The organism is Olivibacter sp. LS-1 (genome assembly GCF_008245145.1).
Taxonomy (GTDB): Bacteria; Bacteroidota; Bacteroidia; order Sphingobacteriales; family Sphingobacteriaceae; genus Olivibacter; species Olivibacter oleidegradans.
This window is the reverse complement of sequence record NZ_CP041643.1, coordinates 5,560,362-5,580,364: the sequence shown is the minus strand read 5'-3', so window position 1 is coordinate 5,580,364 and position 20,003 is coordinate 5,560,362. Positions and strand designations below refer to the sequence as shown.

The 20,003-nt window shown below is 39.7% G+C and carries 14 protein-coding genes; 6 read left to right on the top strand and 8 right to left on the bottom strand.

What is annotated here, in order from left to right; all coding sequences use genetic code 11:
• The first annotated feature begins 13 nt into the window (after positions 1-13).
• Positions 14-1,003, top strand: a complete 990-nt coding sequence (locus FKG96_RS23245; RefSeq protein ID WP_165447012.1) for a glycosyltransferase family 2 protein — start codon at positions 14-16, stop codon at positions 1,001-1,003.
• 8 nt (positions 1,004-1,011) lie between these two features.
• On the opposite strand, the gene FKG96_RS23240 is transcribed toward FKG96_RS23245, so the two are convergent.
• Positions 1,012-1,368, bottom strand: a complete 357-nt coding sequence (locus tag FKG96_RS23240) for a PleD family two-component system response regulator (protein WP_013668317.1) — start codon at positions 1,366-1,368, stop codon at positions 1,012-1,014.
• On the bottom strand, positions 1,343-2,905 hold the full coding sequence (locus tag FKG96_RS23235; protein ID WP_130856505.1) for a PAS domain-containing sensor histidine kinase: 1,563 nt from the start codon (positions 2,903-2,905) through the stop codon (positions 1,343-1,345). The genes FKG96_RS23240 and FKG96_RS23235 overlap by 26 nt, the downstream gene beginning before the upstream one ends.
• 643 nt (positions 2,906-3,548) lie before the next feature.
• Between FKG96_RS23235 and FKG96_RS23230 the strand changes: the two genes are divergently transcribed.
• The 4 genes from FKG96_RS23230 to FKG96_RS23215 all read left to right on the top strand — a co-directional run bounded on the left by FKG96_RS23230 (position 3,549) and on the right by FKG96_RS23215 (position 6,562).
• Positions 3,549-3,920 (top strand): PleD family two-component system response regulator, encoded by a 372-nt coding sequence (locus FKG96_RS23230; RefSeq protein WP_157622309.1) that lies wholly within the window; start codon positions 3,549-3,551, stop codon positions 3,918-3,920.
• Positions 3,921-3,950: 30 nt separating this feature from the next.
• Complete coding sequence (locus FKG96_RS23225; RefSeq protein WP_013668314.1) at positions 3,951-4,151, top strand: YwbE family protein; 201 nt, start codon at positions 3,951-3,953, stop codon at positions 4,149-4,151.
• Positions 4,152-4,308: 157 nt separating this feature from the next.
• A complete protein-coding gene (locus FKG96_RS23220) occupies positions 4,309-5,025 on the top strand; it encodes a 3'-5' exonuclease (protein WP_013668313.1) in 717 nt (238 codons plus the stop codon).
• A 49-nt stretch (positions 5,026-5,074) separates the two neighbouring features.
• The gene (locus FKG96_RS23215; protein ID WP_013668312.1) at positions 5,075-6,562 is read left to right on the top strand and encodes a DUF294 nucleotidyltransferase-like domain-containing protein; all 1,488 of its coding nucleotides are present in this window, start codon (positions 5,075-5,077) and stop codon (positions 6,560-6,562) included.
• Positions 6,563-6,573: 11 nt separating this feature from the next.
• Here the strand turns inward: FKG96_RS23215 and FKG96_RS23210 are convergent, their stop codons facing one another.
• The 5 genes from FKG96_RS23210 to FKG96_RS23190 all read right to left on the bottom strand — a co-directional run bounded on the left by FKG96_RS23210 (position 6,574) and on the right by FKG96_RS23190 (position 17,990).
• Complete coding sequence (locus FKG96_RS23210; protein WP_013668311.1) at positions 6,574-7,887, bottom strand: gluconate:H+ symporter; 1,314 nt, start codon at positions 7,885-7,887, stop codon at positions 6,574-6,576.
• Positions 7,888-8,096: 209 nt separating this feature from the next.
• Positions 8,097-9,728, bottom strand: coding sequence for a RagB/SusD family nutrient uptake outer membrane protein (locus FKG96_RS23205; RefSeq protein ID WP_130856506.1), 1,632 nt, complete (start codon positions 9,726-9,728; stop codon positions 8,097-8,099).
• Between the two features lie 12 nt (positions 9,729-9,740).
• Positions 9,741-12,818 (bottom strand): TonB-dependent receptor, encoded by a 3,078-nt coding sequence (locus FKG96_RS23200; protein ID WP_130856507.1) that lies wholly within the window; start codon positions 12,816-12,818, stop codon positions 9,741-9,743.
• A 459-nt stretch (positions 12,819-13,277) separates the two neighbouring features.
• Positions 13,278-14,795: a RagB/SusD family nutrient uptake outer membrane protein gene (locus FKG96_RS23195; protein WP_207303765.1), complete on the bottom strand. Its 1,518-nt coding sequence runs from the start codon at positions 14,793-14,795 to the stop codon at positions 13,278-13,280.
• An 18-nt stretch (positions 14,796-14,813) separates the two neighbouring features.
• On the bottom strand, positions 14,814-17,990 hold the full coding sequence (locus FKG96_RS23190) for a TonB-dependent receptor (RefSeq protein WP_013668307.1): 3,177 nt from the start codon (positions 17,988-17,990) through the stop codon (positions 14,814-14,816).
• 372 nt (positions 17,991-18,362) lie between these two features.
• Here FKG96_RS23190 and FKG96_RS23185 point away from each other — a divergent pair, with 372 nt between their 5' ends.
• The gene (locus tag FKG96_RS23185) at positions 18,363-19,385 is read left to right on the top strand and encodes a LacI family DNA-binding transcriptional regulator (RefSeq protein ID WP_013668306.1); all 1,023 of its coding nucleotides are present in this window, start codon (positions 18,363-18,365) and stop codon (positions 19,383-19,385) included.
• 44 nt (positions 19,386-19,429) lie between these two features.
• Here FKG96_RS23185 and FKG96_RS23180 read toward each other — a convergent pair whose 3' ends face one another.
• Positions 19,430-19,990 (bottom strand): UbiX family flavin prenyltransferase, encoded by a 561-nt coding sequence (locus tag FKG96_RS23180; protein ID WP_130856508.1) that lies wholly within the window; start codon positions 19,988-19,990, stop codon positions 19,430-19,432.
• Between the last annotated feature and the right edge of the window lie 13 nt (positions 19,991-20,003).

Genomic DNA, 20,003 nt, shown 5'->3' with positions numbered 1-20,003 from the left:
ATTTTCCGCTATGATTTTCTTTTCAATTATTATTCCTTTATATAATCGACCGCAAGAAATAGACGAGCTTCTGTTTACACTGGTGCAGCAAGGCTATCCTGAATTTGAAGTGCTGGTGATTGAGGATGGATCTACAAATAGTGCCGGGAAGATCGTTGAAAGCTACCGGGATAAACTTAATCTTCGATATTTTTTCAAACCCAACGAAGGGCAAGGTTTCAGTCGAAACTTTGGTTTCGAACGTGCAAAGGGAGATTACTTTATTGTATTCGACTCTGATTGTTTGATTCCGGCTAACTATCTACAGCTGGTTAACGATTATCTATCTCTTCATAAGTTGGACGCTTATGGCGGTCCCGATGCCGCACATGCGTCGTTTACACCCATTCAGAAAGCTATTAGTTATTCCATGACATCGCCCCTTACTACCGGTGGGATTAGAGGGAATAAAAAGCATATCGGGCAGTTTCATCCTCGAAGTTTCAATATGGGCGTTTCCAGAGAGGTGTGGGAGGCCGTTGGTGGATATAAGTTGACTAGATTAGGGGAGGATATAGAATATAGTATACGGATTCAAAGAGCAGGATTTAAGATCGGCCTAATCCCCGAAGCCATTGTCTATCACAAACGGAGAACTGATTTTAGTCAGTTTTATAAACAGCTTCATTTTTTTGGAAGAGCTAGAATTAATATTTACAAACACTTTCCCTCAGAGCTGAAACTTGTTCATTTTTTTCCGGCACTTTTTACGCTATTTTTAATTTTTACCGTCGCACTGAATTTTTTACAAGGTTTTATTTTGTTTAGAATTCCATTAGTTACATGGTGTTGTAATTTTCTGCTAGGGGTCTATGTCTTATTACTTTTTTTCCACGCTTGGTCTCAGAGCAAGTCGCTTAGGGTGGCGGGCCTTGGTGTGGTAGCTGCTATGATTCAATTAACTGCCTATGGTTTGGGATTCATGCAGGATTTTTGGAAAAAGGTGATATTAAATAAAAAATAGTAAGTAATTTATCCAAGCGCAACGATTTTATTGTTTAAATCCTCGATATTAAAAGGTTTTGCTATATAATCGTCAGCACCAACTTCGGATGCTATACGTTCGCTTTCTCTGCCAGCGGAAAACATAATGATCGGTAAGTGAGCAGTTTCTTTATTGTTCTTTAAAATTCTCACAATTTCGTCCCCCATTAATAAGGGCATCCAGATATCGATTAACAGCAAGTCGGGCTTTTCCGATGAAATTCTTGGAAGCAAACGTGAGCTATTGGACTCCAGTAATACCTGATATCCATAGCTTTCCAATAATAAGCCCGTAATGTCTAATATGCCTTCATCATCATCACATATCATAATTTTCTTTATCATGATCTTGGTATTTAAGGGGTAATGTAAAACTAAAGGTGGCGCCTTCTCCGATTGTACTTTCAACCCAAAGGGTTCCTTTATGTTTTTTTATGATCTGGTTGCTTATATACAGACCGACACCGATGCCGGGATACTGTTTCTGTATTTCGTCCACCCGATAAAAAGAATCAAATATTTTCTTCTGATATTGATGGTCTACACCCAAACCATAATCGGTAATTGAAACTTTTATGAAATCACTTAATCGTGAAAGATGTATATTAATTGATCTATTGACGGGGGAAAATTTAATGGAGTTAGTTAATAAGTTTAAGATGACCTGCTCCAAGCGCAGTCTATCTCCTATATAATAATTACTTGCTGCTCCCTGAACCTCGAAATGGTTATCATGATATTTTCCTCGTAATTTATCTACGACCTCTAAGATCATTGCGTCAAAGTCAAATGCCTGTTTGGTAAGTTCTATTCTTCCGGTTTTAATTTTGGATGCATCCAAGAGGTCAATAACCAGATGCTCCAATTTGTCTACATAAGATTTTGTTTTATTGAGTGTTCCCTTAAGTGTTTCGCTTGCATCAGGAGGAAGCATCCGTTGTGTTAATTGTAAACTCGCTGTAATGGCTGTTAACGGAGTTTTAAGTTCATGACTGGCTGTACTTAGAAAGTCATCTTTTCTTTTCTCGAGCTCCCGTAACTCCGTTATATCGCTAATCGCTAAAATGATGTTTGCATTAGTCGTGTGTGATATAAAATGAGCATCAAAATTCAATACTTTTTTTCCGACACGAGTTGGAAAGTCTTCCAACAAATAATCCTTTATGCTCGTTTTTTTTGAGCTTAATTGCTCGGCGAGGTTTTGTAGCCCCATAGTGTTCCACTTCCCGTTGTCGATGCCCAGGATATGTTGGTCCAGTACCTCGTCCTCGGCAATATGGAAAGTTTTAAGGAAAGATCTATTGACCTTTATAATATGAAGATTCTCCGTCAAAATCAACACGGAATCCCTAACCGTGTCTATTACGGCCGTCAGGAGACCTTCATCATCCGATAGATTGTTGTCATGTTCAACTAACGTTTTTTTTACTTTAAGTTTTTCTACTCGGAGCTGCTGATTGGTTAGTTTTAAGCGAGTAACATCGTTTTGAACACCAATATAATAAGTAACATTATTTTCCTCGTCTCTTATTGGTTGTAAGCGAAGTTGATTCCAAAATAGAGATCCGTCTTTTTTATAGTTTTTTATTTCTATTTCACATGGCTGCCCCAGATGCAAGGCTGTTTTGATGACTTTTTTTTGTTCTTCGTTGTCATCATTGCCTTGTAAAAAACGACAATTATGGCCAATAACTTCATTGCGCGAATAGCCAGTGAGCTCTTCAAATGCCTTGTTGCAGTAGACAATGGGATAATCGGGCTGCGAGCAATCGGTTATTACTACACCGACTTTTGTAGTATCTAAAGCGGTTAGTAGCAGATCCAATTCCCTATTGTAAGTACGAGCGGAAAATGAAAATTTATTTTCGTCAATTTGCTTCATACATTAGCAGTATAGTATCCTATGCCTAGCAAAATAGGAGATGTTTTGTATAATAAAGTAGTCAAACTCCCCCACTTTCTATTTACAACTTAATATTACAAACTTCAAACCAAAGTAATTTAATGGTAAATTTACGTAAACGAAAGATGCTTGAATTGCTCACATTCTATACAAATTAAATATGGAAAAAAATATCATGGATAATCATGCAAGGGGAGGGATTGACAGTTGATAAATGAGCCTGTTCAACGTGAACAAAAAATTAACAAAAAAATGATAAATGGATTTGGTTTTAAAAATCAACTTGTTGAGTGTTTTTAAGGCTTGTTTTGTGGGTTAAAGCTGAGATTTTGGTTGAATATTTGATAACAAGACATACTGACGTTGCGATGGCCAACGTTATAAAAATAATTCAATACGATTATTTCTTGAATGGGTATAGAAACACGTATGGAGTTGTTGTTTTGGATTATATCGGAATAAATTAATAAAAGAAGCGTCTATTCAGTGAATGACGATTGGTCATTGTGGCTTTGCCCGCTTCAAAATTTTAAAAGTAAGACTGATATACTTGCATAAACCACCGCTTAAAGTAGGTGATAAAATATGCGAGTTGATGATTATCAAAAAAATAGGATTTAAAATGAAGAATATTCTTTGCGTAGATGACGATACGGATTTCGCGGCAATGGTTGCGGATATACTAAAACCGGAGGGCTACGATGTTAAAATAGATACAGGAAAAAATATGCACAGTATTTTGAGAACCGGAAAGTTTGGGTTGGTTCTACTAGATGAACGCCTCATGTGGATGTGGGGTAGTGATTTGTGCATGGAATTAAAGCAGAATCCGTTAACAAGCCATATTCCGGTTGCGATGGTATCCGCTTCCGATGATATAGCAAAAATTAAAGAGCGATGTGGAGCAGAAGCCTACGTGAAGAAACCATTTGAGCTAATGCATTTTTTGCATTTAGTGGACGAATTATATTTGTATAAAGATGAAGTCGCCTAAATAGTGTATACTTGAATATATTTAGAAAGTATGAGCAACGGACAATATCGTAAGGAAATTTTTAGAGGACAAAATGTAGGGATTATCCTGAAGAAAGATCAGCGTACGGGGAACATTACTTATGGCTATGTCAAGGATATTTTAACATCGGCCACCTTTCATTCCAGAGGAATTAAAGTTCGACTCGAAGATGGGCAGATCGGAAGAGTTGCCGAAATCTTGGAAGATTAATAGAATAAATACTAAGCGGGTGTCTCCTATGCTTGTCAAAGACAAATGTAGGAGACACCTTCGTTTTATAATAGCCGAGCAATGAATAATTCAATATAAACAGCAGGATTTTCCGTCTCTTATTGCACTTGTTATTAAAAAGAGTTATTTTTCTTGCATGCAAGAATATCTTTTATTTATTGACACGGAAACAACGGGGCTACCCAAAAAGTGGACGGTAGGATATTCTACAAAAGATAATTGGCCAAGTGCCGTTCAAGTCGCTTGGATTGTGTTTACAAAGGACGGAAGGGAAATCAAGCGAGAAAATTTCTATGTGAACGAAGACGATGTGGTGGTTAGTCGGCAAGCGCAATTAGTGCATCGGATAAAGGATTCATACTTAAGAACGTTTGGAGTACCGCGTTGTGCCGTAATGGAAAAACTCAGCAGTGATCTCCGGCAATTTAAACCTCTAGTCGTGGGGCACTTTGTCGCACTCGACTTTCATGTATTGGGAGCGGATTTTTATCGCTGCGCTATGGAAAACCCACTTGGCGATTTACGCCTATTTTGTACCATGTTAGCGAGTTCCGGATACGTTAAAAAACCTTGGATAAAATACCTCCGTTTAAACGAACTCTACCAGGAACTTTTTGAAAAGGAGCTGGAGAAGGCCCATAATGCTTTATTAGATGCAGACGCCACAGCAAAGAGTTATTTTGAGCTGGTCAAAAGAAAAGAAGTTACAGAAGAAACAATTGAAGAACAGCAAGTCAAATTATCAAAACAACTGATTCTTGATAAGTCACCATGGAGCATATCAACGGTGTTAATAATTTTGTTTTTTTTGATTGCTTTAATTGTCTGTTCGTTAGTTTTCAAGCGTTTATAAGTCGTTTATATGCACTTCAATTAATGACTATAGTTTTATAGAAAAACTCATGGATAATACAAAAGAACAAGCCCCTTCATTTGATGAAAGTTACCTGATGCCTGAACAGGTCTATTCGAGAAGAATCAGTGATATAGCTTTCAGGGAGCTGGTGACCTGCAAAGAAAGCATGCCGGTGTACGAAGCCGCCCGTATTATGGCTGCCAATAAGGTTAGTTGTTTGTTTGTCACCAGTGAAAGTGGAAATATCGACGGCTTCATTACTGATATAACGTTGCGTGATAATGTGATCGCGAAAAAAGCTGATCTTACTAAACCTGTGTATTATTTTATGGATCGCGCCATTGAGTCAATTTCCATCGATACCTATATATATGAAGCGCTGCTGACGATGTATGAAACAAAATTACGCTATTTGCTGGTAGAGTCAGAAGGCAAATACGTAGGATTTGTTAGCAGAAATAAATTGATGAGTGAACAAGCTCAATCGCCATTAGTCTTTATTCAATCTGTAAAATTAGCTAGAACGAGTATCGAGTTAAAAGAGAAGTGGTCTCGTGTTCCGTACATTGTCAATCAGTTATTGAGTAAAGGTGTACAAGCTGAGATTGTTAATCAATTAATAACCGCTATTGCTGATACAATTGCGCAGAATGTAATAGAAGAAGTGTTGAGCGAAATGAGCAATCCACCCTCTAAATTCGTTTTTATGGTGTTGGGAAGCGAGGGACGTAAAGAACAGACTTTGAAAACAGATCAGGATAATGCGCTAATTTATGAGGATAAGGCGAACGAACATCGGGAAGAAGTTCGGAAATGGTTCCTTGAGTTTGCGCAAAAAGTGTCTGATCGATTGCATTTTGTAGGCTTCGCGTATTGTACGGGGGGCTATATGGCGAGTAATCCACAATGGACACACTCCTTATCGCATTGGAAGAGCAATTATAAAAAATGGATGGAGGAATCGCTTCCGGAGACTGCCATTAAATTTTCGACTTTTTTTGATTGCCGATTGATTTATGGAGATAAAGCAATCATGGATAATCTTCGAGACTTTCTAGATGTAGAGCTTCAGCAGCCTTTAGAGAAGTTTTTTGTGTATTTGGCTAAAAATGCCTTGCAATACGTGCCGCCATTAACGTTCTTTAAACCAATTAAGACGATAACAGTACAAGGCCGCGAGGTCTTTGATATTAAAAAAGCGATGACCCCAATCGTAGACTTGGTGCGTGTTTATGCTCTACGGAATCGGATTTTTTTAGAGAATACCGGAGAACGAATGAAAATGTTGCGAGATATGGGCGTGTTCACTGAAAATCAATATCAGGAATTAAGCTTATCTTATTATTACTTAATGACAATGCGTCTAAAAAATCAGGCGGTGCGCATGATCGTTGATAAGGGTGAGCCGGACAACTATATTGATATTGATAAGATTACACGTATTGAACGTGTTACCTTAAAGGAAATTTTTAAGACTGTGGAAAATTTCCAGTCGGGTATACGTATTAAGTTTACCAATAATTTATTAGGATAAAATCGTTGATCTTATACAACCAGATTTAACAACAGAACACCGATGAGGCCGACGATGGCAACAATGGATTCCATTACCGACCAAGTTAGCACGGTATCTTTGATTGTCAGATTAAAGTACTCCTTAAACATCCAGAAGCCTGAATCATTGACATGTGAGAAGGCTAAACTACCTGCGCCGACCGCTAGCACCATCAAATTAGGGTCAGTTCCAGTGGATTGAATCAGTGGTAGAATCATCGAACCGGTCGTCAATCCCGCTACAGTTGCCGATCCGACGCATATTCGTATAATAGCCGCTATTAACCAACCTAAGGCAAGCGGCGGAACTGGAAGTGCTCTCAATGAAGTAGCAATCTCCTCGCTTACACCGGTTTGTGTAAATACTTCTTTGAGCGCTCCTGAACCGGCAATAATCAAAATGATGGTAGCAACGTCCTTCACCGCTTGCGTACAATGATTCATTAAATCGTCCATTTTAAGTTTTTGAACGACTCCCAAGGAGAAAAGTGAATAAAAAAATACAATCATCAAAACCACCGATGGCGAACTCAGAAATATTAATAGCTGTTGAACTGTTGGACTCAACGTAAATACATGTTGGATAAATGTCGTTGCAATTAGTAGTATAACGGGCAACAATGCCGTAAAAAAGCTATTAAAAGTGCCTGGTAATTGATCATCGGGTAAGTCTTCTGAAATGAATGTCTGTAAGGGTTGCGATGGGATTTTTTTGAGAAATTGTGCAAAGAAAGGACCGGCGATAATGATAGCCGGTATAGCAAGAGCGAAGCCATATACAAGCGTTAAACCCATATTGGCGTTGAATTGGATAACCAGTGCGGAGGGTGAAGGATGAGGGGGTAAAAAGCCATGCGTAACCGACAGCGCTGCTAACATAGGCAAGCCAATGAAGACCGCCGGAAGTTTATATTTATAGACTACCGAAAAAATAAGGGGCACCATCAGCACAAAACCTACTCCGTAAAAAAGTGGAATACCGATGATAAAGCCAACAATCATCATGGCCCACTGAATTTTTTTTTGCCCCACCCACGACATCATCACCGCGGCTATTTTTTGCGCAGCACCGCTTACAGCAATGATTTTACCGAACATGGCTCCAAACGTAATTAATATTAGTAAGGATGATAAAATATCGCCAATTCCTTTCTCTAATGTTGTCGCAATTTTATCAATAGATAAGCCTAAAGTAGCTGCGGCAAAGATTGAAACGAGTAAAAAGGCAGGGAAGGGATGTACTTTGAATGTATTAATCAGTAGGATTAACAAGAAAATGGATAGGGCAATGTAAACTAGGGTCATTGGTGTCTGTTTTGTTGGTACTGTGTTAGGCAAATTAACAGAATTGTTTTATTTATAAAAATAATGAACGAATATTGTTGAGAATATCTTTTAAAGTCAAGATGGCAAAGAGTTTTGATTGAGAAGCCATGCTCCCAACTGACCGTAAAATTGGTGGTACATCATTGGATATGATAAAAAGGCGCTCATTTTTTGAGCGCCTCTGTTGTTTAGTATCCCGGATTTTGCTTCAAATTTGGATTAATGGCAATTTGCGTATTCGGAATCGGATACAATTCCCGGTTTGGGTCACTACTAGGTCTGTGATCCCACCAAGCGGCTGTTGTATACTTTCCAAAACGAATAAGATCGGTACGTCTTTTTCCTTCAAAAATAAATTCACGACCTCGCTCAGCCAATAATTCATCTAGTGTCAAGCTTGCCGTTGTATATTGTGCAGCAGGCCAATCTTCGGCGGAAAAGGCTCGTTTTCTACTTTCATTAATTAAATTTACTGCCTCTTGGGTGGCAACACCGCCATTTTTTCGCATAATGGCCTCTGCTTTATTAAAGTATATTTCGGTAAGACGATAGATCATATAGTGGTTTTCACGATAGTTGGCATCTTGTAAGGTCCCGGATTTATATTTATTGAATCTAGCTCCACTATTTTCTTCTCCTTGTGCCATACCGCCTGCGCTGGTTAAGTCTCCCTCGCTTTCACGGCGGATACTGTTTACAAAAACAATAGGTTTTCCGCTCCATTCTTCCGTGCCTAACACCGGTGTTTGTGTGCCATATTTGTATTGTGGGCCGAACAAAAACCACTCTTTCTTGCGTAAGTCGTTTTCAGTGTAAGCATCAAAAGCGGTTGGTATCACTACGAAGGCATTCCATCCGCCGTATCCGACATTAAGTACATCTTTCATATAATCATAGCCCATAAAGAAGCCGCCCCAATCAAATGCGAAACCTCCTTTTTGACTATATGCAAATTGAAAAAGAGCCTCTGTTGCACGTTGATTCGTATTACTAAATGTAGACGTCAGATCAGCAGCCAGGTTAGGACCACCCCCTAAGCCGCCCCCTTCACCATTTAAAACCTGATCACAGGCTGCAATACACTCGTCCCACATGGGCTGTCCTACCCACTTTTCAGCATTAAGATAGAGTTCTGCTAGCATGGCGTATCCCGCAGCCTTGTTTACTCTTCCAATTAATGCATCCGAAAGCGGTAATAAATTAGGAACATTTTCTTCAAGCTCCTTTTGTATGAAAGCAAAGACTTCCGTACGTGGTTTGGTCTCTGGATTGGCTATTTCTTCAGACACTTCTTCAACAATGGGTACATTGCCCCATAATTCCATTATTTTCATGTAATTATAAGCGCGAAGTACCTTGAGTTCTGCAATGATCGCATTCAGTTCGTCAGGCTCCATACCTACCTTTTCTGGTGGGGTTGCTTGAATCCGATTGAGCGCGTTGTTAACATAACCTAAGCCTGTCCACATTCCAATCCAAGCATCGCGTGTGCGAGATTCATTGTCTGTCCATGTGTGATAATGCTGTCTAAAATGATCTCCTGCATCATAGCCATGTCTGCCTTTTTGCGGCCAGGCCAATTGATCAGACGACAATTCCGAATGGTAGTAATAACCACTGCCTCCGGTAGGCGCTAGCCATGATTGCATATGGGTCATTGGGCGTAAGGCCGCTTGCAATACTTCTCTTCTGTTGTTGAGAAATTTATCGTTGCTTATTTCGCTATAAGGATTTTCGTCCAGTTTGGTACAAGCTTGATAGCTCATTGCTATCATACCAAATACAGAAATATATATAGATTTTTTTAGGAGTTGTTTCATCTTTTTATGTTTTTAAAATCCAACATTTACACCAAGCGTGAATGATTTGGTTCGAGGATAGAAACCACGACCGTCTATACCTGTCGTAAAACCAGTGTCTTGAATTTCAGGGTCTATTCCACTGTAGCCCGTGAATGTTGCTAAATTTCTGCCGGCAGCGTATATTCTTAAATTTCTTATATAGTTCGAACTCAATTTGAATGTATACCCTAAAGTGACATTATCCAATTTTACAAAATCACCTTTTTCTAAGTAGTAATCCGAGTATTGCGGATCATCGTTCAGCTGGTTATGGGTAGTAATGGCACTTTTGAAGATATTATTTGGAAGCCATTTCTTGTTTCCAAAATACATTTCTTTGGTATTCAGAATGTCAAAACCGAATTTACCCCTGAAAAATACCGTAAGATCAAAGTTTTTGTAGCGTAATGTATTATTAAGGGATAGATTGTATTTCGGAACACCATTTCCGATTATGGTAAGATCGTCGTTATTCATTTCACTGGTAGTTGCCACCGATCCATCAGCTTTATAAAATTGCCATTTCCCATCGTCTGTGAAGCCCGCAAATCGTTTTCCATAGAAATTACCAACCTTACCTCCTTCTTCAAGACGAATGGCGTTTCCAAGATTGCCTGGAGAGGGCAGCCCTCCGAACTCAAGGAAATTAGCCTGAAATACATCACTTGATAACTGTTTTAGCCGGTTATTTTGCAAGCTACCAGCCAAATCGATGTTCCATGTGAAGTTGTCTTTTTTAACCGGGGTGCCGCTCAGTATCAATTCAACGCCTTTGTTCGTTATTGAGCCCACATTCATTAAGATCTTGTCGCGAACGAAAGATGGTTGCTGCGCATTATAGTCATATATTAAATCCTTCGTTAAACGGTTATAAACATCTAATGAACCGGAAAGTCTATTGTCTAATAAGGCAAAATCCAAACCGAAGTTCCACTCGGCTTTGCGCTCCCACTTAAGGTTAGGATTGGCGTTTCTTGCTGGGCCAAATGTTTGATAATAAGTTCCATCCATTAAGTATGTGCCTCCAGTACTAAGCGTAAGCAGGGATTGGTAATTACTTATATCTTGATTGCCTGTAACACCATAGCCAACTCGTAACTTTAAATTATTGACAAGTGTTGTATTCTTTAAAAATTCCTCTTCACTGATGGTCCAACCGATAGATGCCGCGGGAAAGTTTCCCCATTTATTGTTCTCACCAAAGCGGCTAGAACCCTCTCTCCGAAGAATAAATTGTGCAGAGTATTTTCCTAAATAAGAATAGTTTATTCGACCAAAAAAAGCTACAAGCGTATTGTCATCTTTAAAACTGCCCATACCCGGGCGAGGCAGTAGCGTGTTATTAATAGCGCTACCACCACCAAGATTCCAATCCAACATGGCGTCATTAGTAAAGCCGTTATTATTCACATTAAACTTTTCTAGCGTATTATATTGATAACTATAGCCTATTGTCGCGTTTAACGAATGGTCATCTGCGATCGTAGTGGTATAGTCGAGCGTCGATTCGAAGGTCTGCGACCAGGTGAGGTAGTTCGCTTTAGCGGCATATCCCATCCCCTGATATTCAGAATTTTGCCGTTGATCCCAATCATTGATCGAGCGATACCTCCGATCGTTATATTCATCCCGAACATAGGAGCCAAAGGCAGAAGCTTTTAGGCCTTCTATAATGTTGTAGGTAAATCGAGCATCACCACTGATAGTAGATTGATTACGTTCAAAAATGCGGTTCTCTAATCTGGAAAGGGGATTATAATTGTTAAAGCCTTGGGTCTCTAAAAAGGAACCATCGGGATTTCTAATCGGAGCCGTCGGATTTCGCTGTATCGCTTGTTCAAAATCAGAACCCGTTGTCTTTCCGTAATCTACCGAGTTGATATCGTCATTTACGCCGCCACCCAATAAGTTCGCCTTACTTAAGTTGGCTGCTAAGTTAAATTGCATCTCCAGTCGATCTTGCAATCCCTTTTGATTCACATTAACCCGTCCGCCAAATTGCCGCCTCCCATTTTCTTTTGCAATCCCTTGTGCGTTGTTAAAATAAAGTGACGCACGGTAATTCGACTTTTCACTTCCTCCTGACGCTGCTAAGTTATGGTAATGGCTAAAGTTGTCTTTGTTTACCAGCTCGTCGTATAAGTCTGTGGATCCGCCTAAATCCAAATCCTGAGCGATTAATCCCTGATTGATCAGATCGCGGAATTCGGATGCTGATAGATACTCCGGCTTTTTATCTACTGACTCATGCTGTATATAAGTAGAGTAGTCATACCTCGGTTCCCCTGCCTTACCCTTTTTTGTGGTAATTAAAATTACGCCCGCATTTCCGCGTGTACCATAAATGGCAGCAGCGGATCCATCTTTTAAAACTGAGAAAGATTCGATATCATCTTGTTGCAGTAAATCCAGGTTACCTCCCGGAATACCGTCGATAACGATCAGCGGTGTCGTGCCTCCTTTTAATGAATTAATCCCTCTTAACTGAATTGAAGTAGTCGAATTTGGATTGTTCCCTTGTGTGCGCGTAATATTCAAACCAGCTACTTTTCCCTGGATTAAATCCATGGGTGATCGTGTTCCCCCTGCATTGAAGTCTTCGGCCTTCACATTAGCAACCGCTGAATTGATTTCGCTCCGCTTTTGTGTACCGTATCCCACAACAACGACTTCCTCTAAATTATTGCTCTCCTCCCGTAAGGATACATTGACAATACTTCTATTACCAACAGGTTGCTCTGCGCTTAAATAACCTAAATAGCTAAACACCAGCACATCATTTGTTGAAGCTTCGATCTGAAAGCGGCCCTTTTCATCAGTTGTTACTCCTTTTGATGAGCCTTTTATTAAAACCGAAACTCCCGGTAAAGGAGCTTGATCTGTTGCGCTCGTTACCGTTCCGGCGATTGTCTTCTGCTGTTGTTTGAACGAGCGGGTGGTCGATTTGGAAGCGAATCTACTTGACGCTTCGGCAAAAGATGGGACGCCTGGCATCCCAATGGAAATTAACAAAGCCAAACTTCCCGTTAAGGCCATGCTTTTAATTGGTCTGTTTTTTTGATTGGTCATAAATGTTTAATAATCAAGTTTATAAATTGATCGGTGAGCAAAAAATCAAGTCAATAAATACTCACCTCACTAAATCGCTTTAGTAAAATAATCGAAAAAAAGGCCTTGGTTACCCTAAGAAAATGTAGATACGCTAAACTGTTTTAGTTTTTTTATCATAGTTTAAATGGTTTTTGTTAGTTTATATAGTTTCAAAAGGCTAACTTCTTAAGAAAAAAATTAATATCAAAGAGTTTTTGCTAATTTGTGAAATGTATACACAACTAACAATATTATTTGGCAAGTAGATTGACGGTAATGCACACTCTTTTTGTCATGAATAAAAACGTTGCTCGTGATCATAGAGGAGGGGTAAAAAAAACAGCAATTTTCCAAAAGGAAAATTGCTGTTTTGCATTTATCTAAAGAAGCCTTAAAAACTGCGCTATCTTTTGACTCGGTGCGATGAGTACGACCCCATTACCATCCGGGATTATTTGGCGCTAAATTAGGATTCGCCTGAAGTTCTCGTTGAGGTATTGGTAATAATAAGTACTTTTCTGTCCAAGTGGTACCGCTTTCGTTTCTATAACCTATTAAGTCAACAAAGCTATTAGCCGCTAAGTTATAGGCTTTACGTGTCCGTTGGATGTCGAAATAAGCTTTATTTTCATAGCATAGTTCGTGATATCTTTCACGCCAAACAGCTTCCCTAAATTGGCTTTGTGATAAGCCACTTAATGGTGCCAATCCTGCTCTTTGTCTTACTTTATTCAAAGAAGCATAGGCTGCATCGGTAGGTCCGTTAACCTCATTTTCAGCTTCGGCATGAATTAAATATACTTCCGGCATGCGGATTAACGTGAAGTTGATGTCCGGTGTTAAGTCGCCATTAACACCCGAAGAAGCTTCCAACCAATATTTATATAAGGCTGGTGGAAAGGTAATAGTTCCGGTACCATTTTTTGCCCTTGGGGCACTGGTAAAGAAAAATCCGCGTTCGGCGCTACGTTTATCACCCGCTTCATAACTGTTAACAAACTCTCGACGTGGAACCAATGAACCATATTCATCACCGTGTCTAGAGATTGAGGAATTATAAGGAATAATCATTTGGGTGATGTTATTTTCCGCTACACCGCCCAGGTATTGTACCTGTAAAATGAATTCCCCTAAATTTTTATTCGGTCTATCGTGGAGAAACTCCAAATTACTAAACAAGGGATACCAGGCATCACCCTGTGTAGTTACTTCGGCTGCTTTGGCCGCTGCTAACTGATAATATTCAGTACCCTTATTTAAAGGATAGCCCGCCATTGTAAGATAAACATTGGCCAATAGTGATTTAACTGCCCCTTTAGATGCTCTTCCCGTCCGGTCTACATCTGGTATAGAAGAATTTTCAGCGGCTGTTAAATCATTGACAATAAGCTCATATATTTCTTCTTTATTGGCTCTTTGAGGGCGTAATTGACTATCGTCTGTTGGATCAACCGGCTGTGTTACCAATGGGATATCCCCAAACAGTCGGGTAAGAAAGAAATAATAGTATGCACGCAAAAAATGAGCTTGACCCATCAAATTAGATTTTTGAGTGTCATTCATATCAATCTGCGGAATGCGGCTTATTGCTACATTGGCATTTGCTATACCTTCATAAAAGCCTTGCCAATAGCTGTAAAAGCCGGGGTTCTCGGTTCCGGTTGTGTGGTTGATAACACCCAAGTTAAAGTTACTTTGTGAATTTGTCGAAGCATGGCCAACGAGTAATTCGAGGTTTATCCAGGGGCTCTCACCATAACCAATCCCATCACCGCTTGTGTTGGCTCTTAAATTGGTGTAAATACCGTTAACAAAGGTCTGAGCTTGTGTTGCATTCTGAAAATAGCTATCCTGTGTTGGATTACTCTTGTTGTTTTCATCCAGGAAGCTCTCGCTGCACGAACTCGCTGTAAGTAAAGTTGCAGCTGCAAAGATGGATATTATAGATTTTTTCATCGTTCTTTCGTGTATAAGTTAAAAGGTTGCGTTTAATCCGAAGGTAAACGTCATGGGTTTTGGGTAATCATGAAACTCAATGCCTTGTGCAAAAGTGTCATCATAAGTAGTAACTTCCGGATCATAGCCACTGTAATCTGTTATTAAGAAAAAGTTTTGGACAGATGCGTACACTCTCAGTCTGCTTAACTTGATCTTTTCCAATGCACTAGAAGGAAGGTTATAACCTAGCATTAAGTTTTTACCGCGAATAAAAGACCCGTCTTCCACTTTATGTGAATCGAGTAAGGTGTCGTAACGTACACCCGCACCTCTTATTTGGGCAATCGGTGTATTTTGATTCTCCGGAGTCCATGCGTTCAAGACCGTGGCATAGCTATTAGCAATACCCGTGCGATCTTCCGATGAATGTTGACTCATGCGGAAAACATCGTTTCCGTAAGAATATTGTAATTCGAGCGTAAGATCAAAATTCTTGTAGCGCAAGGTATTAAAGAAGCCACCATAGAAATCAGGAATACCTTTTCCAAGAATAGTTCTATCCGCGTCATTTATCTGGCCGTCATTATTCAGGTCGCGATACTTGATGTCGCCCGGCAAACGGTTATATCTGGCTGCTTCCGCTTCTTCGGCAGTGCTCCAAGTACCTTCTCTGATCAATCCATAGAAACTACCTACGGGGTTGCCGACACGTAAAATATTACTGTTACTTCCAATGAAGAATGGGTTCATAAATACGTCTTCATTATTTGTACCCAAAGCCGTTACCTCATTCTTTAGATAAGAGAAGTTTAACGCGGTAGTCCAAGAGAAGTCGCCTTTGTCAATATTTACCGTATTGATTCCAAATTCAAATCCACTGTTCTTCATGTCTCCAATATTTGTCATCATGCTTGTGTATCCACTAGAAGCCGGAACAGGTGCGGCAAGAAGTAGGTCAGAAGTTTTCTTAAGATAAGCATCGAAGACAATGTTGATGCGATCATTCAATAAACCCAAATCAAAACCAGCATTATATTGCGCTGTTTTTTCCCATTTTAAGTTCGGGTTTGGTAATGTGCTAATAACGGTTCCGGCTGATAAACGTCCATCAAACACATAATTACCTGATTGTAAGTTGGCTCTAGACAGATAACTATCAATTTCGGAGTTACCGGTTAAACCGTAGCTTAAACGTAACTTCAGATTGCTAACTGTTTCGCTCCCTTTTAAAAAGTCCTCTTCCGAAATACGCCAAGCGGCTGCCGCGGATGGGAAAAAAGCAAACTTATTGTTTTCACCGAAGCGAGATGATCCATCAAAACGACCGGTAAGAGTTAATAAGTACTTATCTTTATAGCCGTAGTTAGCACGGGCAAAATAAGAATTCATTTGATAGTTTTGCACATCGGAAGTAGGCGGCATTGGTGTAGCTCCCATACCAAGGTTATTCCACTGATAAAAGTCGTCAGCGATATCATTAGCCGATGCCTCCCACTCTAATACTTCAAACTTTTGCGCTTCTGTACCTAGCGTTGCACTAATTGTATGATCGCCGAATGTTCTGTTGTAATTGATGTGGTTAGACCATTGCCAAAAGAATGAACTTTCAGCGCCAATTCTTGCAAAAGTTCTTCCTAAACCACCATCGAAGTTCGATAAACTACTTACAAAATAAGGTTGATGTTGGTCGCGTACGTTTGCACCAATAGTTGAAGTAAAGTCTAAGCCTTCCATTAAGGTAACCTTAGCATAGGCATTACCTGTGAATACATTGCGTTTATAAAGACGCGTTATTTCATCAGCTTGTGCCCGAGGGTTGTCACCGGTTTCTAAACCATCATAGTCTTCACGACGACCGTATGTGCCATCAGGATACTTGTAAGGAATGAACGGAACCATTTCAATCATCATGCGGGGTGGGATATTTCCCCCGACACCATCATCCTGTCTGCGTTCTGTGTTGTTAGAGTAACTGATCGTTCCACCAACTTTAAGCCAATCGCGCACTTGATGATCAATAACGGCGCGTGCGCTATATCGTTTTTGAAAACTATTTACAATAATCCCTTGGTCGTCAAAATATCCTAAATAAAGACCATAAGTTGATTTATCGCTTCCTCCTGTAAAAGATAAATTGTGAGATTGACCAATAGCTGTACGGGTTAATAGATCTTGCCAATCTACGTCGTAAAGAGGCTGTCCATCAGCGGTGAACAGTTCTCGGTTGCCGAAAGTGTTGCCAACGGCATAGCGCTTGTGCTTCTCAACAGGGTTTTCATATCGACCCGCTGCAAAGCCTTCCGGGTCATATTTTTGTGCATTTTGATAACCCAAAGCTTCTATCTCCATCCATTCCGCGGAGTTGAGTACATCTTGCTTACGTGTCATTTTGTTCACGGTCATAAAGGCATCATAGTTGATCTGGCTTTGTCCTTTTTTACCGCGTTTGGTAGTGATCATAATAACACCGTTTGCCCCGCGTGTTCCGTAGATCGCCGTTGAAGATGCATCTTTTAGAACATCAACTGATTCGATATCACTTGGGTTGATGGTGGATATATCTTCTGTAAAGATAATTCCATCAACAACGTAAAGTGGCTCATTTGTTGCGTTAATTGAACTAAATCCACGGATACGAACTTGTGTTCTACCACCTGGTCTTCCCGAGTTTGTTGATGCATTAACACCCGCTATCCGACCACTAAGTGCTTGGTTTACGTTTTGTGCCGGGCGCTGCGTTAGTTCTTCAGACTTAACGCCCGCAACGGAACCGGTAATATCTACTTTTCTTTGTGTTCCATATCCGACGACAACCACCTCATCTAAACTTTGGCTATCCTCTTGTAGTGCTACATTTAAATTGGTAGAGCTTCCGACAGTTCTTTCCGTCGTTAAAAAACCTATATAGCTGAATACTAGTATATCAGAAGAAGAAGCTTCAATGGTGAATTGTCCTTTTTCATTGGTAGTAACACCTTTTGAGGATCCTTTTACCAACACAGAAACACCAGGTAAGGGCGTTTGGTCGGTCGCACTGGTAACTGTACCGGCAATTTGTTGTTGCTTCTTATTCGCAAGATAAGTAGCATTGGAAGTTAACCTGTTGGAAGCCGCAGCCTGCGAAGGGCAGAAGGGGATCCCAACAGAAATCAACAAAGCCAAACTTCCTGTTAAGGCTATGTTTTTAATTGGTTTGTTTTTTTGATTGGTCATAAATGCTTAATAATCAGAATGTAAAATGCTTGATTTTGTACGGAATTGTAAATAGATTGTTACTAAATCGCTTTAGGAACGATCTAAAAAAATAAGAAGCGTGGCATTAACCAGCTAAATTGTTTTAGTTTTAAAGGCACAAATTTCGTTCATCATGGTCACCGTGGTTTGTTAGCTTGTTTTATTAATAGTCGGCTAACTTCTTAATAAAAATGTTAATATCAAAGAACTTTTTAAAATTTGTACTGGAATAGGGATGGTTTGAGAATCTTTTTAACAATTATGTGAAAACGATTGCCTTTTTCTTTCTTTAAATATTATCTTTACCACAACCTTATCAGCTAAACAATGCTATTACCAATTGCATAATCAATGAAAAGAAATAGAATCTCCATTAAAGATATTTCGAAGGCCTTAGGGCTTTCCAATACGACCATCTCTTTCATCTTGAATGGGAAGGCCGAGGAAATGCGAATAAGCGCGCAAGTTGCTGAACGTGTTTTAGCTTATGTAAAAGAGGTAGGCTATACACCTAATTACTTAGCAAGAGGCTTGGTGACAGGTAAAACTAATACAATAGGATTTATAGTAGAGAATATTGGCAATCCTTTTTTCTCGCAAATCGCCTCGCTAATAGAAGAACAGGCTTATAATAACGGCTACAAGATAATTTACAGTAGTACAAATGGACAGACAGAAAAGGCGGTTGAACTTATACGGATGTTCAGAGACCGGGGGGTGGATGGCTACATAATTTGTCCTACAGAAGGCCTGGAAGACGAAATCAAACAATTGAGGGAAGAAAATAGGCCAGTTGTACTTTTCGACAGATACTTGCCGAAAATTGATTCCCATTATATAGGAATTAATAATGAAAATGCAATGTATGAAGCCTGCCGGCATTTGGCGAACAAAGGAAAGAAGCATATAGCTTTAATCACGACTGATTCGCAACAAACTCAGATGCTTAGTAGGTTGGAAGGTTACAAAAAATTAATAAAAGAGCGAAATTTGAATGAATATATTTTATACATTCCTTATAGGGAAAGAAAAGAACGATTGTTGTCCGATTTTGAAGAATTTCTAAAGAAAAATCCAATGATCGATAGCGTCTGCTTTGCTACCAATTATTTAGCGGTAGGGGGCTTGGAAGTAATGAGACATCGTAAAATAAAGATTCCGACAAAAATTTCGGTACTAGCATTTGACGATAATGAGGCACTTCGCCTATTTCAACCAGCCATAACTGCGGTTGAACAACCTCTTGAGGATATGGCAAAATTAATTATTGATCGATTGCTTGTTGATTTAAAGCTTGGTAAAGTTACGGATAAAACCTTTCATAAAGAACTATCTGCTCAATTGATTTTAAGAGATTCAACCGAGAAAGCTTAAGTTATGAGCTCCATTTGATAACCGAACATAACAAAGGAGCCGGTTTACTTTTCCCATCTAGGAATGTCTATATCGAAACCGAATAAATCGAGTGCCCGTGCCACGGTGTGGGTAATCATTTCATCGATTGTTTGAGGTTGCATATAGAAGGCTGGCACAGGGGGCATCACAACACCTCCCATTTCAGTTACCTGTAGCATTGTTTTTATGTGCCCAGCATGTAATGGTGTTTCCCTAAAAAGTAGAACCAATCTTCGCCTTTCTTTTAATGTTACATCCGCTGCACGTGATAAAAGCGAGCTGGTTACGCCTGTAGCTATTTCCGACAAGGTTTTTACTGAACAGGGTGCAATTAACATGCCCATCGTTTTAAAAGATCCACTGGAAATAGCAGCCCCAACATCCGACAGGGCATAAACCCTATGGGCCAGCGAAACCACATGTTCATGTTTATAACCCGTTTCATAGGTTCGTACCATTTCGGCGGCCTTGCTTATAATGAGATGTGTTTCAATATCCAGTTCTTGCAGCAGTTCAAGTGCCTTTATTCCATATTGGATCCCCGTGGCTCCACTAATACCTACTATTATTCTTCTTTTAGTCATTTCTTTCAAAGGC

Coding starts and splice junctions, on each gene's coding strand:
- FKG96_RS23190 (WP_013668307.1), bottom strand. CDS start 17,990: ATGACCAATCAAAAAAACAAACCAATTAAAAACATAGCCTTAACAGGA.
- FKG96_RS23240 (WP_013668317.1), bottom strand. CDS start 1,368: ATGATAAAGAAAATTATGATATGTGATGATGATGAAGGCATATTAGAC.
- FKG96_RS23195 (WP_207303765.1), bottom strand. CDS start 14,795: ATGAAAAAATCTATAATATCCATCTTTGCAGCTGCAACTTTACTTACA.
- FKG96_RS23230 (WP_157622309.1), top strand. CDS start 3,549: ATGAAGAATATTCTTTGCGTAGATGACGATACGGATTTCGCGGCAATG.
- FKG96_RS23180 (WP_130856508.1), bottom strand. CDS start 19,990: ATGACTAAAAGAAGAATAATAGTAGGTATTAGTGGAGCCACGGGGATC.
- FKG96_RS23200 (WP_130856507.1), bottom strand. CDS start 12,818: ATGACCAATCAAAAAAACAGACCAATTAAAAGCATGGCCTTAACGGGA.
- FKG96_RS23210 (WP_013668311.1), bottom strand. CDS start 7,887: ATGACCCTAGTTTACATTGCCCTATCCATTTTCTTGTTAATCCTACTG.
- FKG96_RS23225 (WP_013668314.1), top strand. CDS start 3,951: ATGAGCAACGGACAATATCGTAAGGAAATTTTTAGAGGACAAAATGTA.
- FKG96_RS23220 (WP_013668313.1), top strand. CDS start 4,309: ATGCAAGAATATCTTTTATTTATTGACACGGAAACAACGGGGCTACCC.
- FKG96_RS23235 (WP_130856505.1), bottom strand. CDS start 2,905: ATGAAGCAAATTGACGAAAATAAATTTTCATTTTCCGCTCGTACTTAC.
- FKG96_RS23205 (WP_130856506.1), bottom strand. CDS start 9,728: ATGAAACAACTCCTAAAAAAATCTATATATATTTCTGTATTTGGTATG.
- FKG96_RS23215 (WP_013668312.1), top strand. CDS start 5,075: ATGGATAATACAAAAGAACAAGCCCCTTCATTTGATGAAAGTTACCTG.
- FKG96_RS23185 (WP_013668306.1), top strand. CDS start 18,363: ATGAAAAGAAATAGAATCTCCATTAAAGATATTTCGAAGGCCTTAGGG.